At 39.9% G+C, this 17,044-nt stretch carries 15 protein-coding genes and 1 tRNA gene; 3 read left to right on the forward strand and 13 right to left on the reverse strand.

Annotated features, from left to right (window positions below):
• Positions 1–7: 7 nt before the first annotated feature.
• The 10 genes from purH to HMPREF1151_RS07650 form a co-directional block, all read right to left on the reverse strand.
• Positions 8–1,537: a bifunctional phosphoribosylaminoimidazolecarboxamide formyltransferase/IMP cyclohydrolase gene (purH, locus tag HMPREF1151_RS07605; protein WP_009661632.1), complete on the reverse strand. Its 1,530-nt coding sequence runs from the start codon at positions 1,535–1,537 to the stop codon at positions 8–10.
• Positions 1,538–1,545: 8 nt separating this feature from the next.
• Positions 1,546–2,166, reverse strand: a complete 621-nt coding sequence (gene purN, locus HMPREF1151_RS07610; protein WP_009661641.1) for a phosphoribosylglycinamide formyltransferase — start codon at positions 2,164–2,166, stop codon at positions 1,546–1,548.
• Positions 2,159–3,220: a phosphoribosylformylglycinamidine cyclo-ligase gene (gene purM, locus HMPREF1151_RS07615; RefSeq protein ID WP_009661653.1), complete on the reverse strand. Its 1,062-nt coding sequence runs from the start codon at positions 3,218–3,220 to the stop codon at positions 2,159–2,161. Before purM ends, purN begins: the two co-directional genes overlap by 8 nt.
• The gene (purF, locus tag HMPREF1151_RS07620; protein WP_009661649.1) at positions 3,207–4,625 is read right to left on the reverse strand and encodes an amidophosphoribosyltransferase; all 1,419 of its coding nucleotides are present in this window, start codon (positions 4,623–4,625) and stop codon (positions 3,207–3,209) included. The genes purM and purF overlap by 14 nt, the downstream gene beginning before the upstream one ends.
• Before the next feature lie 14 nt (positions 4,626–4,639).
• Entirely contained in the window at positions 4,640–5,368 is a 729-nt protein-coding gene (purC, locus tag HMPREF1151_RS07625; protein WP_005377738.1) for a phosphoribosylaminoimidazolesuccinocarboxamide synthase, read from the reverse strand.
• A gap of 24 nt (positions 5,369–5,392) precedes the next feature.
• The gene (purE, locus tag HMPREF1151_RS07630) at positions 5,393–5,884 is read right to left on the reverse strand and encodes a 5-(carboxyamino)imidazole ribonucleotide mutase (RefSeq protein ID WP_005377732.1); all 492 of its coding nucleotides are present in this window, start codon (positions 5,882–5,884) and stop codon (positions 5,393–5,395) included.
• Positions 5,885–6,267: 383 nt separating this feature from the next.
• A complete protein-coding gene (locus HMPREF1151_RS07635) occupies positions 6,268–6,708 on the reverse strand; it encodes a hypothetical protein (RefSeq protein ID WP_009661635.1) in 441 nt (146 codons plus the stop codon).
• A 9-nt stretch (positions 6,709–6,717) separates the two neighbouring features.
• Positions 6,718–7,170 carry a hypothetical protein gene (locus tag HMPREF1151_RS07640; protein WP_009661657.1) on the reverse strand — a complete coding sequence of 151 codons (453 nt, stop codon included), beginning with the start codon at positions 7,168–7,170 and terminating at the stop codon, positions 6,718–6,720.
• 32 nt (positions 7,171–7,202) lie between these two features.
• The gene (locus HMPREF1151_RS07645) at positions 7,203–7,778 is read right to left on the reverse strand and encodes a xanthine phosphoribosyltransferase (RefSeq protein ID WP_005380212.1); all 576 of its coding nucleotides are present in this window, start codon (positions 7,776–7,778) and stop codon (positions 7,203–7,205) included.
• Between the two features lie 113 nt (positions 7,779–7,891).
• Positions 7,892–8,797: a LysR family transcriptional regulator gene (locus HMPREF1151_RS07650; RefSeq protein WP_009661630.1), complete on the reverse strand. Its 906-nt coding sequence runs from the start codon at positions 8,795–8,797 to the stop codon at positions 7,892–7,894.
• Between the two features lie 247 nt (positions 8,798–9,044).
• On the opposite strand from HMPREF1151_RS07650, the gene HMPREF1151_RS07655 reads away from it, so the two are divergent.
• The 3 genes from HMPREF1151_RS07655 to HMPREF1151_RS07665 all read left to right on the forward strand — a co-directional run bounded on the left by HMPREF1151_RS07655 (position 9,045) and on the right by HMPREF1151_RS07665 (position 14,474).
• Positions 9,045–12,788, forward strand: a complete 3,744-nt coding sequence (locus HMPREF1151_RS07655) for a phosphoribosylformylglycinamidine synthase (protein ID WP_009661629.1) — start codon at positions 9,045–9,047, stop codon at positions 12,786–12,788.
• A 222-nt stretch (positions 12,789–13,010) separates the two neighbouring features.
• Positions 13,011–14,246, forward strand: a complete 1,236-nt coding sequence (locus tag HMPREF1151_RS07660) for an FprA family A-type flavoprotein (protein WP_009661646.1) — start codon at positions 13,011–13,013, stop codon at positions 14,244–14,246.
• 137 nt (positions 14,247–14,383) lie between these two features.
• Positions 14,384–14,474 (forward strand) — tRNA-Ser (locus tag HMPREF1151_RS07665).
• Between the two features lie 170 nt (positions 14,475–14,644).
• Here the strand turns inward: HMPREF1151_RS07665 and HMPREF1151_RS07670 are convergent.
• The 3 genes from HMPREF1151_RS07670 to HMPREF1151_RS07680 are packed head-to-tail and all read right to left on the reverse strand — an operon-like array spanning position 14,645 to position 16,948.
• A complete protein-coding gene (locus tag HMPREF1151_RS07670) occupies positions 14,645–15,610 on the reverse strand; it encodes an ABC transporter substrate-binding protein (RefSeq protein ID WP_009661642.1) in 966 nt (321 codons plus the stop codon).
• A gap of 32 nt (positions 15,611–15,642) precedes the next feature.
• Complete coding sequence (locus tag HMPREF1151_RS07675; RefSeq protein WP_050988786.1) at positions 15,643–16,392, reverse strand: ABC transporter ATP-binding protein; 750 nt, start codon at positions 16,390–16,392, stop codon at positions 15,643–15,645.
• Entirely contained in the window at positions 16,382–16,948 is a 567-nt protein-coding gene (locus HMPREF1151_RS07680) for an ABC transporter permease (protein WP_198002255.1), read from the reverse strand. Before HMPREF1151_RS07680 ends, HMPREF1151_RS07675 begins: the two co-directional genes overlap by 11 nt.
• Positions 16,949–17,044 lie beyond the last annotated feature (96 nt).

Genomic DNA, 17,044 nt, shown 5'->3' on the forward strand with positions numbered 1-17,044 from the left:
ATTACCTCTAATGTTTAAAATGACGAATACCTGTAAATACCATTGCAATGCCGGCTTCATCAGCAGCCTTAATGGATTCTTCATCACGGATAGAACCACCTGGTTGGATAATAGCAGCTATACCGTGTTTAGCCGCCGTTTCTACGGTATCGCCAAATGGGAAGAATGCATCAGATGCAAGAACGGCCCCTTTTGCAGCCTCTCCGGCTTGTTCAAGAGCAATTTTAGCAGAACCAACGCGGTTCATTTGACCGGCACCGACGCCGAGTGTCCGTTTCTCATTGGAGATTAAGATAGCATTGGATTTCACATGTTTTACAAGCTTCCATGCAAATTCAAGAGCTTTCCACTGTTCTTCTGTAGGTTGCGCCTTTGTAACAACCTTATAGTTAGCACGGTCTTCTACGATATCATCTTCCGTTTGTATGAGCATGCCACCAGATACCTTTTTCACGGTTACTTGACCAGATTCAGGTTTGGATAGTTCGATGAGACGAATGTTTTTCTTCGCTTCCAAAATGGTTAAGGCTTCTTTTGTGAAAGCTGGCGCCATGATGACTTCTAAGAAAATTTTGCTCATTTCTTCGGCCGTAGCCGCATCGACTTCGCGATTGAGCGCAACGATACCGCCAAAGGCGGATACGGAATCGGCTTCATAGGCATTAACATACGCATCATGCAATGTGGCTGCCGTTGCGGCACCACATGGATTCGTGTGCTTAATAATACATGCAGCTGGATCAGTAAATTCCCATACCATATTCCACGCAGCTTCCATATCGACGATATTGTTATAGGATAACTCCTTGCCGTGCAATTGTTTCAATGCACCCATGCCATGAGCCTTGCCAATTTCTTTATAAAAAGCTGCCTTTTGATGCGGATTTTCGCCATAACGAAGATCCATAACCTTTTCATAAGCGCTTAAATATTCAGGAGGTGTAGGGCCTTCTCCAATTACACCACTCATATAATTGGCAATCGCTGTATCATAAGCAGCTGTATGAGCAAAGGCTTCTTTAGCTAATGCAAAACGATACTCTTGCGTCAATGCACCATTCGTTTTAAGCATGTCTAAAATTTCATCATAGTGATCAGGGTTAACCACAATGCCTACATAGGCATTATTTTTAGCTGCAGAGCGCACCATGGTTGGGCCCCCAATATCGATATTTTCAATAGCATCTTCTAATGAAACATTTGGTTTTGCAATCGTTTCGCGGAAAGGATATAAGTTTACTACCACTAAATCGATTGGCAAAATACCATGTTTTTCCATAGCAGCTTGATGCTCTGCATTATCACGAATCGCTAAGATGCCACCATGTACCTTTGGATGTAATGTTTTTACACGGCCATCCATCATTTCAGGAAAGCCTGTAAGAGATTCTACGGCCTTTGCAGGAACGCCTGCATCAGTAATAGCTTTCAACGTGCCACCTGTAGAATAAATGGTTACCCCTAAATCTACAAGACCTTTGGCAAAGTCAACAATACCTGTTTTATCAGAAACACTAAGTAATGCGTTTTGAATCATCGTTCCTCCTAAATATAATGTACAATGCGTCCTTCTATACGCAATGCATCTTCACAGAACAAGCGAAGTGCTTCACGATAGGTAGCATGTTCTACGGGCAATAATCGTTCGGACAAAGTATCCTCTGTATCATCAGGGTATACAGGAACTGTATTTTGCATGATGATAGGGCCTGTATCCATACCGGCATCCACGAAATGAACGGTACAACCCGTTACTTTTACGCCCGCATCAATAGCCTGTTGATGACCATGAAGGCCTGGAAAGGATGGCAATAAAGCGGGATGAATATTTAAAATCTTATGTTCATAGCGAGCAATAAGGCCAGCACCTACGATACGCATATAGCCTGCCAATACAATACCATCCACACAATACGGCTCAAGAGCATCCAATTGAGCTTGTTCAAAGGCTTGCTTTGAATCAAATTGACTACGTTCAATAGCAATGAGTGGAATGCCCCAGCCTTTAGATCGTTCTACAATACCAGCATCTGCATGGTCTGTAATAATAACGACAAACTCTCCATTGATAAGCCCCTCTTGCATCGCCTTATACAAGGCTTCGCCATTTGAGCCTCTACCGCTAGCAAATAGAGCAAGCCGCTTTTTAGCTACGGAATTAGTCATTAAATACCGCCCCTTTTACGACAACAGGACCTTCGCCTGCAACGATGCGACCAATTTCATATACCGCTTCATTGCGGCTTTCAAGGTTAGCTTTCACCGCATCTACATCATTAGCATCGACGATGAGAATCATACCAATCCCCATGTTAAATGTGCGGTACATTTCATGCCAATCTACATTGCCCCATTCTTGCAATTTTGTAAATACCGGAAGGCGTGGCCATGTATCACAATCTACCTCAGCAGTTACACCATCAGGTAGAACGCGCGGAATATTTTCATAGAAACCACCGCCCGTAATATGAACTATGCCTTTGATGTAATTTTCTTTAATCAACGGCAACACAGCTTTAGGGTACAAGCGTGTTGGCGTTAATAATTCTTCCCCAAGGGTTTTGCCAAATTCAGGAATGTCTTGATCTATGGAGAAACCCTTATGGTCGAAAACGATTTTACGAACCAAGGAGAACCCATTGGAATGAACACCGGAGGATGGCAAACCAAGAATAACGTCACCAGCTTTAATATGTTCACCAGTAATCAATTTAGGTCGATCTACAATACCTACGGCAAAACCTGCCACATCATAGTCGCCTTCACCATAGAAACCAGCCATCTCAGCTGTTTCCCCACCGAGGAGAGCACAACCGGACTCTTCACAAGCATTAGCAACGCCGCGTACGATATCAGCCACTTGTACAGGATCAAGTTTACCAACCGCAACATAGTCTAAGAAAAATAGAGGCGTTGCACCTTGTACGAGAATATCATTGACACTCATAGCCACACAGTCTTGGCCGATTGTATCATGTTTATCCATCATGATAGCGAGACGCAATTTAGTGCCAACCCCATCTGTACCAGATACGAGCATTGGTTCTTGCATGGAATGGCCTGCCAAAGAATAGAGACCACCAAAGCCACCTAAATCACCTACAACACCTGCTGTATATGTTCTTTTTACGGATTCTTTCATCAACTCTACGGCTTTATTACCGGCATCGATATCTACACCTGCATCACGATAGGTTAATCCTGTTTTATTCGAGCACATATTTGACCCCTTCCTCTTGTTCTGTAGGCACATCTACCCTGTAATCACCATTGAAACAAGCGAAACATAAATCCGCTTCTGGTACGCCACTAACAGCTCGGCACAAGCCTTCTTTTGATAGATAATGCAATTTATCTGCCTTAATATAATCTCTTATTTCTTCAATTGTATGTGTGGCCGCAATCAATTCTTTACGAACCGACGTATCAATACCATAGTGACAAGAATATTCGATAGCCGGCGAGCTAACACACATATAGATTTCCTTAGCGCCTGCCTCTTTTAACATCTTAACGATAAGGCCGCTTGTGGTACCACGCACGATAGAGTCATCGATTAATACAATACGTTTACCGCCTACAACCTCTGGCATAGCATTTAGTTTCATGCGCACAGCTAGTTCCCGTTCTTCTTGGTTAGGTTTGATAAATGTACGTCCACTGTATCGATTTTTAATCAACCCTTCTGCAAAAGGGATACCCGACGCACGAGCATATCCAAGAGCAGCCGTCGTGCCAGAGTCTGGAATAGACATGACGATATCTGCATCATATTTAGTTTCATTATATAGTTCACGTCCCATATTGAGTCGTGTTTCATATACAGATTGGCCATCGATTTTACTATCGGAGCGCGCAAAATAAATATATTCAAAGACACAAAGTTTTTTATCAATTTTTTGAGGTTCTGCATAGATTGTGCTGCGCACACCACGATCATCGATGATAACCATCTCACCTGGGTCAATATCGCGAATAAATTCAGCTTTTATAGCATCAAAGGCGCAGCTTTCACTAGATAATACATAGCCATGTTCAGTCTTGCCCAAACAAAGCGGTCTAAAGCCTTGAGGATCGCGAACCCCAACGAGAGAGTCGTTAGTGGTAATAACCAAGGAAAAGGCCCCTTCGATTTGACGTGCCGCATCAGCAATGCGTTCCTCTTGCGTTTCAGCCTTAGAACGAGCGATTAAGTTAACGATAACCTCTGAATCCATAGTTGTTTGAAAAATGGAACCATCTGCTTCAAGTTGACGACGGATGCCTAGAGCATTCGTCAAATTGCCATTATGGGCTACTGCAATTTGGCCACCTTGATAATGGATTACAAGAGGTTGAATATTACGTGGATTATTAGAGCCTGTTGTAGAATACCGAACATGACCAGTCCCCATATGGCTTTTTAATGTTGGTAATTCCTTGATAGCCTCGGTCAATAAACCCATACCTTTTTTTAGAGCCACTTCATTACCATCGGTAATAGCGATACCTGCGCTTTCTTGACCGCGGTGTTGAAGGGCAAACAATCCCCAGTATACATATCGTGCAACGTCAACAGTGCGGTCAAACACACCAAAGACGCCACATTCTTCATGCCATTTGTCAAAAATTGGATCGTAGTTCATCAATAACCCCCAGGTTATGCACGTTCGCCCGTTAAGCGGAATAACATTTCTTTATAAGCTTCTTCGATATTGCCAAGGTCGCGACGGAAACGGTCTTTGTCGAGTTTTTCACCTGTTGTGGCATCCCAGAAACGGCATGTATCAGGAGAAATTTCGTCACCAAGCAATACTTCTCCATTATGTGTACCAAATTCAAGTTTAAAATCGACTAATGTTACATTCTTAGTAGCCAAGAAGTTTTTAAGGATATCGTTAACCTTCATAGTAATTTCGGAAATTCTATCCAATTGTTCTTGCGTAGCCCAGCCAAGAGCTGTGATTTGAGATTCGTTGGCAAATGGATCGCCAAGTTCATCATTTTTGTAGCAGAATTCAAGAATTGGATGTTTAAGAGGCGTACCTTCTTCAATGCCAAAACGTTTAGCCATAGAACCAGCAGCAATATTACGAACGATAACTTCTAGAGGAACAATGTTCAACGTCAATACTGTTTGGTTACGGTCATCTTCACGACGAACGAAATGTGTTGGAACGCCTTCTTTTTTCAATAATTCAAAGAAGAATGAGGAAATTTTATTATTCAATACGCCTTTACCAAGGATAGTATCATGTTTTTCACCATTAAATGCAGTGGCATCATCTTTGTAGTGAACAATATATGTTTCCTTGTCATCTGTTTGATACACTTGTTTTGCTTTGCCTTCGTATAAAAGTGTTAATTTTTCCAAATCGATATTAGCCATGATAGTAATCCTCCTATGTAATAATTATTTATTTAATTCTGCTTGTAATGCAGCATTATCTGCTAAAACCTTGTCAGCCATATCTTTGCGATAGGCAACATATTTTTCTTTTAGTTCCTTGTTGAAAGTAGCACCGATTTGTACTGCAAATAATGCAGCATTTTTTGCACCATCTACGGCCATTGTTGCTACTGGCATACCAGACGGCATTTGTACGATTGCCAAGAGGGAATCAATGCCCTTTAATGCTGTCGCATTAAGAGGAATACCGATAACAGGTACGGTTGTAAAACTTGCCACCACTCCAGGTAGATGGGCTGCAGCGCCTGCACCTGCGATAAAGGCGATTGCTCCTTCTGCTTCAAGGCGTTCCACAAAAGACTTAACAGCCTCTGGTGTACGATGCGCAGAAGCAATCACCATTTCATAAGGAATATTGAATTCATCTAATATAGCAGATGCTTTTTTCATCGTGTCTAGGTCAGATTTACTGCCCATGATAATGCCAACCTTCATTGTTCCTCCTTAATAAAAAAACTCGACCTAAAAAGGCCGAGTTTACGCACTGATAGCGTTAGCAGAAATAGTCATAATAGTAACGGATGTTAGGTTTATATGTCTCTTCATGATAACGCCTCCTTATCTGTATCTAAATTGTATCAGACCAATTTGTATCGGTCAATCATTTTTCGAATAATAATTATATTAGTTTTTATAATCGTTCATTGTATTCCGAACTATATAGTGCTTATATTAAAAATTACACAGTGTGATACGAATAATAATTATTATATACGAATGTACATTGATAAAAAAAGACTTCCACACATAGGTATGGAAGTCCCTTGTATTCTATTCCCTATTCACACGATATACTATCGTATAAGGAATATCATATTTTATTGTACATTGCTTTCAAAAGCAGCTTTTAAATCGCCAACGGCCTCAGGAATATAATCCACAATCGACGTCATTAAAGCATACATCAACTCTGGTATAAACTCATCATTAGCACACATGTAGACGCAATCTAAATACAATGTAGAGTCTTGTTCATCAATATAAAATTTATAGTTTTTATACGTTGCATTTTCACGGTTGATCAATGCGTTGATAGCCGCCATATTTCGGGCAGTAACCTTTTCAGGGCCAAGCACTAAACGGATAACACTATAAATACTATTATCTAAGATCACGAACATCGGCATATCCCAAAGCGGTGATTTAATATAGGATCGATATACAACTGTACCATCTTCATCATCAAAATCTTTGCGCTCAAAAGCCGTTACTTCTTCTGCCTTCATAAATTTATCAAAGGCTAATGCTTTAGGATTCATACTAACCTCTTATTTTGCTTGTCCTACAATTTTCAAAATTTCTGGATGAACTTCATCTAAATGCGGTTTAATAACCTCTAACATAAGATTAACCAATACTGCTGGTTCAAATGTTTCAGCTGTAGATGGCACAGAAATATCAGTGTAAATATTGCTGTCTTCATCATTTACATAGTATTTTGTCACTTTAAATTGTTGGTTAAGCTCATTCAATTTAGGCAATACTTTTTTAATGGCTGCATCTGTAATGCTCGTTGTTGTAACTGCAACACGAATATAGGAGAATACAGAATCATCCAACACGATAAAAACAGGTAAAGAATTACCATGAATTTCTAAACGACCATGGTATACAACCGTATTGTATTCATCGCCTTCAATAACATCCTTTGTAAACCATGTATTACCAGATTTTTCAATGTCCGCTACTAGTACATCAAATTTCTCAGCTTTTACGTTCATTATTCTACCTCTCTCCGCAAAAAACTATAGGACTAGTCCTCTATAAAAACACATTTATTATCTTTAAATTCTTTGATGCGCACTAAGGATTCAACACGGAAACCAGCATTTTCTAAGCGTTCACGACCTGGTTGGAAAGACTTTTCAATAGCAATTGCCATACCAACCACTTCATCGCCTGCATCTTTTACAAGTTTAGCAAGCCCCATAGCTGCTTCACCAGAGGCCAAGAAGTCATCAATAATTAAAACCTTTTCGCCTGCTGGCAAGAATTTTTTAGAAATTGTAATGTCATAATTTTCTTCTTTTGTATAAGAATATACAACAGAGTGATATACATCATCGACCATAAGAATAGATTTTTTCTTACGAGCAAATACTAATGGCACGTCTAGTTCAAGAGCAGCCATCAATGCCAAGGCAATACCAGATGCTTCAATGGTAACAATACGTTGAACACCAGCATCACGATAGCGGTCAGCAATTTCTTTACCAATAGCTTTAAATAAATGTGGATCGATTTGGTGATTCAAAAAACCATCAACTTTTAATACACGATTGTTTAAGACAATACCTTCTTCACGAATGCGTTGTTTTAATAATTCCATTTCGTTTTACCTCCGCATAACTATCTTTAAATTTTAACGTAAATCAACGCTTAGGGTCAACAAAAAAACACACTTTATTGAAAAAAAGAATAAAGTGTGTTTGTAATTCATATTTATAAAACTTTGTCTCGTTTATCTTCACGATTAGTCAATAAATTTGTAAATCTAGCAGCGCCTTCGGATTGTGGAACGAGACGCGACCGAACAAGTACTATATCTCGCGTGGGCACAGGAATATCTGTATCAATTTTTACGACAGTACCTTCTTGCATTTTTTCTTGCACCACATTACTTGGCAGCATAGCAATCCCCATATTGATTTCCACTAAATCAAGAAGAACGTCTACACTACTCAATTCAAAACGCGGTTTACTACATGCGCCATGTGTAACTTCATCAAAGAATGTACGGCTAGCAGTACCCTTTTGTAGTAACAACATAGGCTCGCTGAGCAAGCGACCTTGGTCAAAGAAACCCGCCCCTTTATATTCATGGCCACCTACAAAGATATCTTGAATGCTCGCTAGTGTAGTAACCTCTAGTTGTGTGTTGCTGCGCAAGCCTTCATAATCATTAACCACTGCTAATTGTGCTTCTTTATTGATGACTAATTCTACGCAGTCAGGAGATGGTTTATTGATAATATGCAGACCGATTTGATTTTCTTGTAATTGCCATTTGTGAAAGTATGGTAGCAAAAAATGACGGCATAATGTATCTGTAGCGGCAATGTTCAAGCTTTCATAAGCTTGATTTACCCGTTCTTGTAATTGCGTAATCCCATTATCTAGAATAGAAAAAGCTTTAGCTACAGTATCAAACAATTCTTTACCTTCTGGCGTAAAGGCAACTGATTTCGTGGTGCGTACAAAAAGGGGCATCTTTAACTCCCCTTCTAATTGTTTAATACTTTGACTAATTGCGGACTGCGAAACACCTAGTTCTTTTGCAGCACGAGAAAATGACAAATACAACCCTACTCCTAAAAAAGATCTATATAGATCTGCTGATACTGCCATTTTATCCTCCTCTGTTATATACTAATAGTATAGTAATACATTATTAATATTCTACTTTTTACTCAAAACAAGATACTATTGTTACGGTTTATGAAATTTTGGTCTTATGACCTTCATGAAAATTTCATATTTATAAGTAGCATTAATCTTTATATAAGTAAGATTATCTTTACTTATAAGTCTAGACCGACTATACTTATCTTGTCAACACCAGAACTCATTTATTCTGCATATTACAGGAGGCTATATGGCTATTCAACGACTATTTGTAAGAAAACGTGATGCTTTTGCTAATGAGGCAGCACATGTATTAGCTACATTACAGCAAGAATTACACGTACCAGCTACAGCCGTACAAATCTATGAACGCTACGATGTGGAAAATCTTAGCGAAGAAGCATTACAAAAAGCTAAACATTTAATTTTTTCTGAACCACCTGTTGATTTAGTAGCAGAAACATTAGATATTCCTGACAATGCTTTTGTCTTTGCCATCGAATATGTACCTGGTCAATATGATCAACGTGCAGATAGTGCAGAGCAATGTATTTCTATGCTCACACTTACAACAGGTCATACTGTTCGTTGTGCTCGAGTTTTCGTTATAGAAGGTACTTTCACAGACGAAGAAAAAAATACCATCAAACACTATTACATCAATCCTGTTGACTCTAGAGAAGCCAGCCTTGAATTACCAGATACCTTGGCACTTAAGCTCGAAGAACCTGAAGATGTTGCTATCATCAACGGTTTTACAGAAATGACAGAAGAAGCTCTACAACATATGATTAGCGACTATGGTCTCGCTATGACGTTGGCGGATATCAAATTAATTCAAGACCAATACAAGAATGTAGAAAAACGCAATCCGACGATTACAGAAATACGATTATTCGATACATACTGGTCCGACCATTGCCGCCATACTACATTTATGACAGAGCTAACAGATATCACTATCGAAGATAGCCGTTTCACAGAACCAATTAAGGAAGCACTCGAAGAATACACTGAAGGTCGCAATTTATTATATACAACTAAGGTGAAAGCTCGTTCTCTCATGGATATGGCCACATTAGCTGTAAAAGAATTGCGTCATGCAGGAGGTCTTACTAACCTTGATGAATCCGAAGAAATCAATGCATGTACCATCATCGTTCCTGTTGATGTAGATGGCAAAGAAGAAGAATGGCTCTTGCTATTCAAAAATGAAACACATAACCATCCAACTGAAATCGAACCATTCGGTGGTGCTGCTACATGCCTTGGCGGTTGTATCCGCGATCCTTTAAGTGGCCGTTCTTATGTATATCAAGCTATGCGCATTACTGGTAGCGGTGACCCTCGCACACCACTAGCCGATACCCTAGAAGGCAAGCTACCACAAAAGAAAATCACTGTTGAAGCTGCACGTGGCTATTCCTCCTATGGCAACCAAATCGGTCTTGCCACTGGTGAAGTCAAAGAATACTATCATCCAGGTTATGTTGCAAAACGCATGGAAATCGGCGCCGTTATCGGTGCTGCACCGCGCAATCAAGTGCGCCGCGAAGTACCAACACCAGGTGATATTATCGTACTACTTGGTGGTAAAACTGGTCGTGATGGCTGCGGTGGTGCTACCGGTTCCTCTAAGGAACATACATTAGAATCCCTCGCTACATGTGGTGCAGAGGTTCAAAAGGGTAATGCCCTTACAGAACGTAAAATCCAACGCCTATTCCGTCGCGCTGAAGTTACAACACTCATCAAACGTTGTAATGACTTTGGTGCTGGTGGTGTCTCCGTAGCCATCGGTGAACTAACAGATGGCGTTACCATCAACCTTGACTTAGTACCTAAAAAATACGACGGTCTTGATGGTACAGAACTCGCTATTTCCGAATCCCAAGAACGTATGGCTTGCGTCATTGCACCAACCGATGTTGATGCATTTATGAAGTATTGCGATGAAGAAAATCTTGAATGCACAATCGTTGCCGATGTAACCGATACAAATCGCCTCATCATGACATGGCGCGGAGAAACAATTGTCGATATCAGTCGTGATTTCTTAAATACAAATGGAGCGAGTCAACAACAAGAAGCTGTAGTGACAGCTCCTACTGAAAAATCTTATTTCCGCCGTGGTTCTGCAAGTGCCGACAATTTCAAAGATCAATGGCTCGAAGCAATATCTACATTAAACACTGCTTCTCAACAAGGCCTTGTTGAACGCTTTGATAGCACAGTTGGGGCCAATACAGTGCTCATGCCATTTGGTGGTAAATATCAAAAAACACCTACCCAAGGTATGGTGGCAAAATTACCAGTTCTTCACGGTGAAACAACAACTGCTAGTATCATGACACATGGCTTTGTACCTGAATTGTCCGCTTGGAGTCCATACCATGGCGCACAATATGCCGTGCTTTTATCCGTTGCAAAACTTGTGGCACTCGGTGGTCGTCGTCAAGATGCATACCTTACTTTACAAGAATACTTTGAACGTTTACACTCCAAAGAATCTTGGGGTAAACCGGTAGCAGCACTTCTAGGTGCTTACAAAGCGCAAAAAGAACTTGAGATTGGTGCCATTGGCGGCAAAGATTCTATGAGTGGTACATTTATGGATTTAACGGTACCTCCTACCCTCGTATCCTTCGCAGCTGTAACAGCTCCTGTCAAAAATATTGTAAGCCAAGATTTAAAAGGCCCTAACCATCGACTCGTATACTTTGATGTACCTCGTACATACAATGACACACCTGACTGGGATCACTTCAAGGAAAATTGTGATATCTTACAAGAAGAAATCGAAAAAGGTCGCGTATACTCTGCCTATGTAGTAGACCAGGGTGGCATCCCTGAAGCGGTTTCCAAAATGGCTCTGGGCAATAAAATTGGCGTTAAATTCGACAAATATGCAGAACGAGCTATTTTCCAACCAGCTATTGGTTCTTTCATCGTAGAAGTAGATATTACAGCGGTTAACCATTTACTTGAATTGTCCGACGTTCGCGTTATTGCAGTTACCCAAGACAAACCTGTCATCGAATGGAACGGCCAATCTGTAACACTTGATGAAATCGAAAAAGCATACGAAAAACCATTATCCGATATATTCCCATTGGAAGCAAAATCCGGTACTGGTGAAGCGGTAGCTTACATTCACGATCAACACGCAAAGCCTCGCAGTACCTCCTTAGGTGCTAAACCAAAGGTACTTATCCCTGTATTCCCTGGCACTAACTGTGAATTCGATTCCGCTCGTGCTTTTGAACGAGCTGGTGCTATTGCAGACATCGTACTTATTCGCAATCAAACGCCAGAACAATTAAAAGAATCTATTGACGTAATCAAAGCTAAATTAGCAGAGTCTCAAATTCTTATGTTCCCTGGTGGATTTAGCGGCGGCGATGAACCAGATGGGTCTGGTAAATTCATGGCTACCCTATTCCGCAACCCATATCTTGCAGAAGGCCTCGAAAACCTACTTTATAAACAAGATGGTCTCGTTCTCGGTATCTGTAACGGTTTCCAAGCGTTGATTAAATTAGGTCTATTACCTGGTGGCCATATTGAAACATTAACAGCGGATCACCCTACCTTGACATACAATACCATTGGACGTCACGTATCCCGTATGGCCAACACTAAGGTTATTTCTACAAAATCGCCTTGGATGTGCGAAGCTAAGGCTGGCGAAATTTATATGGTTCCTATTTCTCATGGTGAAGGTCGCTTTATCGCCTCCCCACAACAAGTATTGGAATTCAATAAAACTGGGCAAATCGCTACACAATATGTCGACTTTGATGGTATTGCATCCATGGATGGACGCTTTAATCCTAACCAATCCGTAGCTGCTATCGAAGGCATTTATAGCCCTGATGGCCGCGTATTTGGTAAAATGGCGCACTCCGAACGCTGTGGTGCAGATATTAGTAAAAATATTCCAGGCAACTTAGAAATGCCAATCTTCACATCCGGCGTAAAATACTTTAAATAATCTATATGGCCCATTCTTCGGAATGGGCTATATTTGCAAACTTTCACAATACACATTCTAATATGTGAAAGTTATCATAGTTATAACACATTGACATATATCGATATATTGATTTTTTTCGAAAAAAACTGTATTATAAGATGTCAATATAATTAATTAAACCGTCATCATATGGATGAGGTTAGTTATGTATATACATATGTGTAAGGAAAGGATATTACTATGCATTGTGCTCAAAAAATGACCCATAATATCTACTGGATTGGTAGTAATGACTGGACAACTGAACGTTTTGAAAACTTATTCCCTATTCCAAATGGTGTAAGCTACAATAGCTATTTCATCGATGATGAAAAAACTTGCGTTGTAGACTCTGTTGATGCAGAAATTCGTGAAGAATACTTTGACAACTTATCCCACCTTTTAAATGGTCGTGATCTTGATTACATCATCGTAAACCATATGGAACCTGACCACTGTCAAACATTGTTAGAAACATTGGAACGCTATCCAAATTGTAAAATGGTTGGTAATGCTACGACGTTCCGCATGTTCGAGCAATTCTACCGCACACCAAAGCCTGATCAATATTACACAGTAAAAGAAGGCGACGAAATTTGCTTAGGTAAACATACTCTTGTATCCTACACAATGCCTATGGTTCACTGGCCAGAAGTAACTTGTACTTATGAAAAATCTACAGGTACATTGTTCTCTGCTGATGCATTCGGTACATTTGGTACAATCAATGGCAACATCTTTGCTGACCAAACTGATTTTGTAGCAACATACGAAGATGAAGCTCGTCGTTACTACACAAACATCGTTGGTAAATACGGTCCTCAAGTACAAAATGCAATTCGCAAGGTTTCCGGCCTTGAAATTAAACGCATTGCGCCACTTCATGGCCCAATTTGGCGTACACCTGAAACGATTGAATATATCTTGCACAAATACTTACACTGGTCCAGCTACACAGCTGAGAAAAAAGGCGTTGTTATCGCCTTCGGTTCCATGTATGGCAACACTCGTGACATTGCTCAACAATTGGCTAAACAATTGTCTAAACGCGGTGTTACAGATATTAAAATCTACGATGTTTCCAAAACTAATGCTTCCTACATCATCGCTGATGCTTGGAAATATACAAACTTGGTAACAATTGCACCAACTTATAACTTGAACCTATACCTTACTATGGAAAACTTCATCCATGAGTTAAAAGCGCTTAACTTTCAAAATCATAAGGTATCCATCATCGGTAACCATTCCTGGGCTTCTGCTGCAATGAAAACAATGGTTGCTCACTTCGAAAACGACTTCAAAGATATTGAAATCGTATCCGAACCACTTGATATCAAATCCTCTTTGAAAGAAGAAGATATTCCATCAATCGAAAAAATGGCAGACGATATCAAAGCATCTATCGATGCACAAGAAATCAAAGAAGTATTATAATATACATACTAAAAGCCGTCCTTCGGGGCGGCTTTTTAAAACTCTTATGAAACTATGATAATTCTACTATTTTGTTCTTGACATAAATCTAACTTTTTCATATACTATACAAGTACCTGTTACATAACAGAATACGTGGAGAGGTGTCCGAGCGGCTGAAGGAGCATGATTGGAAATCATGTGTGCGGTTATACCGTACCCAGGGTTCAAATCCCTGTCTCTCCGCCATATATAAGAAGGTTATCCGATGGATGACCTTCTTTTTTTGTATACAAAGACCGCTTAATGCACGCTGATATCCCCCCTTTACTGGACGCCCAGAAAAAAGGATGAAATATCACGCGTCATTAAGCGGTCTTTCATTTGTACCGATTAATGGTTAGCAATACGCTCCATTATTAATGTAAAATCATGGATTGAATATCTACCTTTTTATCACTAGGAATCATACCTATAGAGATTAAATAATCCTGTGATGCTTCCAAACTTTTAATATCTGAATCGGCGATTGTCGTATCAAAGTTATACCAAGGGGCCATTGTAGCCACATCGGCTTCCGTTAAGCCCGTTTCTTTCGCCACAATATCATAGTAAGAATTTGGATCTTTTTCATAAGCTTGAACGGTTTGATTATGTGTATCCATATATTGTTTGATCAACTCAGGATGTTCTTTAGCAAACTTACCACTTGTTGCAATAACAATGGAGCCATCAATATAGCCTTCGCCACTTACAACAACGCGAGCACCTTGTTGAATAGCTTTTAACGCTACAGGGCCCGCTACCATGGCTACATCTACATCACCGGAATCGAGCGCACTGGCCGCTTGTGGAATGCCTCCATTTATGAACTCTACATCATTAGCAGTCATACCATTCTTATCCAATGCAGTTAATAACAATTGATGTAGAATCGTTCCTTTAGGTCCCATCACCTTCTTCCCCTTCAAATCCTTAACAGATTGAATATCAGGATTTTTAGTAATCAACACAAATGCTTTTGGTGCACGGCTATACATACCGATAATCTTGATATCGGCGCCATTCGCCTTTGCTAAAATCGCAGATGTGCCACCCAATACGGTAGCAATATCAATATCGCCGGATTCTAACGCTGCTGTTTGCTTAGGCCCTTCTGTAATTTCCGAATAAGTAACACCTATATTCTTTTCTTTGAAAGCCTTCTCCATAATACCATTTTGTTTTTCAATGATGGACGGAATATTTAGAGGTGATTTTACATAGGTTAAATGTAAATCCTTTGGTTCTTGTCTTGATTGTTCAGAACCACAACCAGCCATTACAAATAGCACAGTAATTAAACATAAACAAAGGGTAAGTATTTTCCGAATAGAATACTTCATATAAACTCCTTTCATAAATTCATATATGCTCATCAATCGTTGGCAATCATGGACTGTAATTTTTCAATAAATGTAAAACGTCGTTCCAAAACATGTACATCCTCATCCCATCGCTCATCTTTTACAATGGGGTTTTCTACAATCTCATGATTACCATTTGAATTAATGACGATAACAATATCCCCTAGAAGGGATGCCTCTTGTAAATCATGTGTAGTCATCACTATAGACATAGATTCTTTTACATACAAGTCATATAAATCACGCTGTAATTGTTGTCGTGTAAAATAATCAAGTGCGCCAAATGGTTCATCCATTAAGAGAATATTCTTTTTACTGCAAAAAGCACGTCCTAATGCTACCCGTTGTGCAAGCCCGCCTGATAATTGAGCTGGATAGAATGAACCATATTGCTGTAACCCTAATTGTTTCATATAGTAATCAATCGTTGACTCATCAACCGTAATTCCACCATATTTTGAGAAAGCCATATTCTCGCGCACCGTAAGCCATGGCAACAATCGTGGTTCTTGAAATACAAAAGCCATAGATCGTTGTACCACATCAAGATCCATATCATCAACAAAAAATGTGCCGCTCGTAGATTCTTCAAGCCCTGACAACAACCGTAACAATGTTGTTTTACCAGAACCACTTTTACCTACAACACAGATTAATTTCTGCAATGATAATGTTGCCTCTAAGGGGTGTAGTCCAACTAAGACATTGTGTTCGCCCCTATACAGTTTGCTAAGATTATTAATATGTAAACTAGGAGCCATATCCATCACCACCAGTCATATATCTTGACAGCATTCTATTGGTAATCCATTTAAACAGAGCATCAGAGATAATGCCGCACAAACCGATTACGATGATACCAACAATGACGATATCCGAACGGGCCATTGTTTGTGCATCTAGAATCCAGTACCCGATGCCTGAAGATGCGGCAATCATTTCAGCACCAATTAAGGATCGCCAACTATAGCCTAAGCCGATACGAAGGCCACTGATAATATAAGGTATGGCATAAGGAATAGTAACATGTAGAAAAATTTGTTTCTTGGATAAGCCGTATTGATGTGCCATTTCAACGAGCTTTCTGTCTACCTCACTAAAGCCCATGAGAGCATTTAGAAAAATAGGATACACTGTTGCAAGAAAAACAATGGCAATTTTAGAGCTTTCACCAATCCCTAACCATAAAATTAATAGTGGTAACAACGCTAATGGCGGAACATGTCGAAAGAATTCAATCATACCTGATGAAAGCGTGCGCATGCGGTGACTAGCCGTCAATACAATGGCGAGTGGTATAGAAATAATAGTAGCCAATAAAAAGCCCTGTACAACCCGCAACAAGCTCATTCCTACATGTTTCCATATGAGTCCTGATACAATACAATCTATAAACTCGGACCAAACCATATA

The sequence above is a fragment of the Veillonella sp. ACP1 genome (assembly GCF_000286635.1).
GTDB classification, from domain to species: Bacteria; Bacillota; Negativicutes; order Veillonellales; family Veillonellaceae; genus Veillonella; species Veillonella atypica.

Bases quoted from the DNA above. Each gene is read 5' to 3' on its own strand.
- purH (WP_009661632.1), bottom strand. From the start codon at position 1,537: ATGATTCAAAACGCATTACTTAGTGTTTCTGATAAAACAGGTATTGTT.
- purN (WP_009661641.1), bottom strand. From the start codon at position 2,166: ATGACTAATTCCGTAGCTAAAAAGCGGCTTGCTCTATTTGCTAGCGGT.
- purM (WP_009661653.1), bottom strand. From the start codon at position 3,220: ATGTGCTCGAATAAAACAGGATTAACCTATCGTGATGCAGGTGTAGAT.
- purF (WP_009661649.1), bottom strand. From the start codon at position 4,625: ATGAACTACGATCCAATTTTTGACAAATGGCATGAAGAATGTGGCGTC.
- purC (WP_005377738.1), bottom strand. From the start codon at position 5,368: ATGGCTAATATCGATTTGGAAAAATTAACACTTTTATACGAAGGCAAA.
- purE (WP_005377732.1), bottom strand. From the start codon at position 5,884: ATGAAGGTTGGCATTATCATGGGCAGTAAATCTGACCTAGACACGATG.
- HMPREF1151_RS07635 (WP_009661635.1), bottom strand. From the start codon at position 6,708: ATGAATCCTAAAGCATTAGCCTTTGATAAATTTATGAAGGCAGAAGAA.
- HMPREF1151_RS07640 (WP_009661657.1), bottom strand. From the start codon at position 7,170: ATGAACGTAAAAGCTGAGAAATTTGATGTACTAGTAGCGGACATTGAA.
- HMPREF1151_RS07645 (WP_005380212.1), bottom strand. From the start codon at position 7,778: ATGGAATTATTAAAACAACGCATTCGTGAAGAAGGTATTGTCTTAAAC.
- HMPREF1151_RS07650 (WP_009661630.1), bottom strand. From the start codon at position 8,797: ATGGCAGTATCAGCAGATCTATATAGATCTTTTTTAGGAGTAGGGTTG.
- HMPREF1151_RS07655 (WP_009661629.1), top strand. From the start codon at position 9,045: ATGGCTATTCAACGACTATTTGTAAGAAAACGTGATGCTTTTGCTAAT.
- HMPREF1151_RS07660 (WP_009661646.1), top strand. From the start codon at position 13,011: ATGCATTGTGCTCAAAAAATGACCCATAATATCTACTGGATTGGTAGT.
- HMPREF1151_RS07670 (WP_009661642.1), bottom strand. From the start codon at position 15,610: ATGAAGTATTCTATTCGGAAAATACTTACCCTTTGTTTATGTTTAATT.
- HMPREF1151_RS07675 (WP_050988786.1), bottom strand. From the start codon at position 16,392: ATGGCTCCTAGTTTACATATTAATAATCTTAGCAAACTGTATAGGGGC.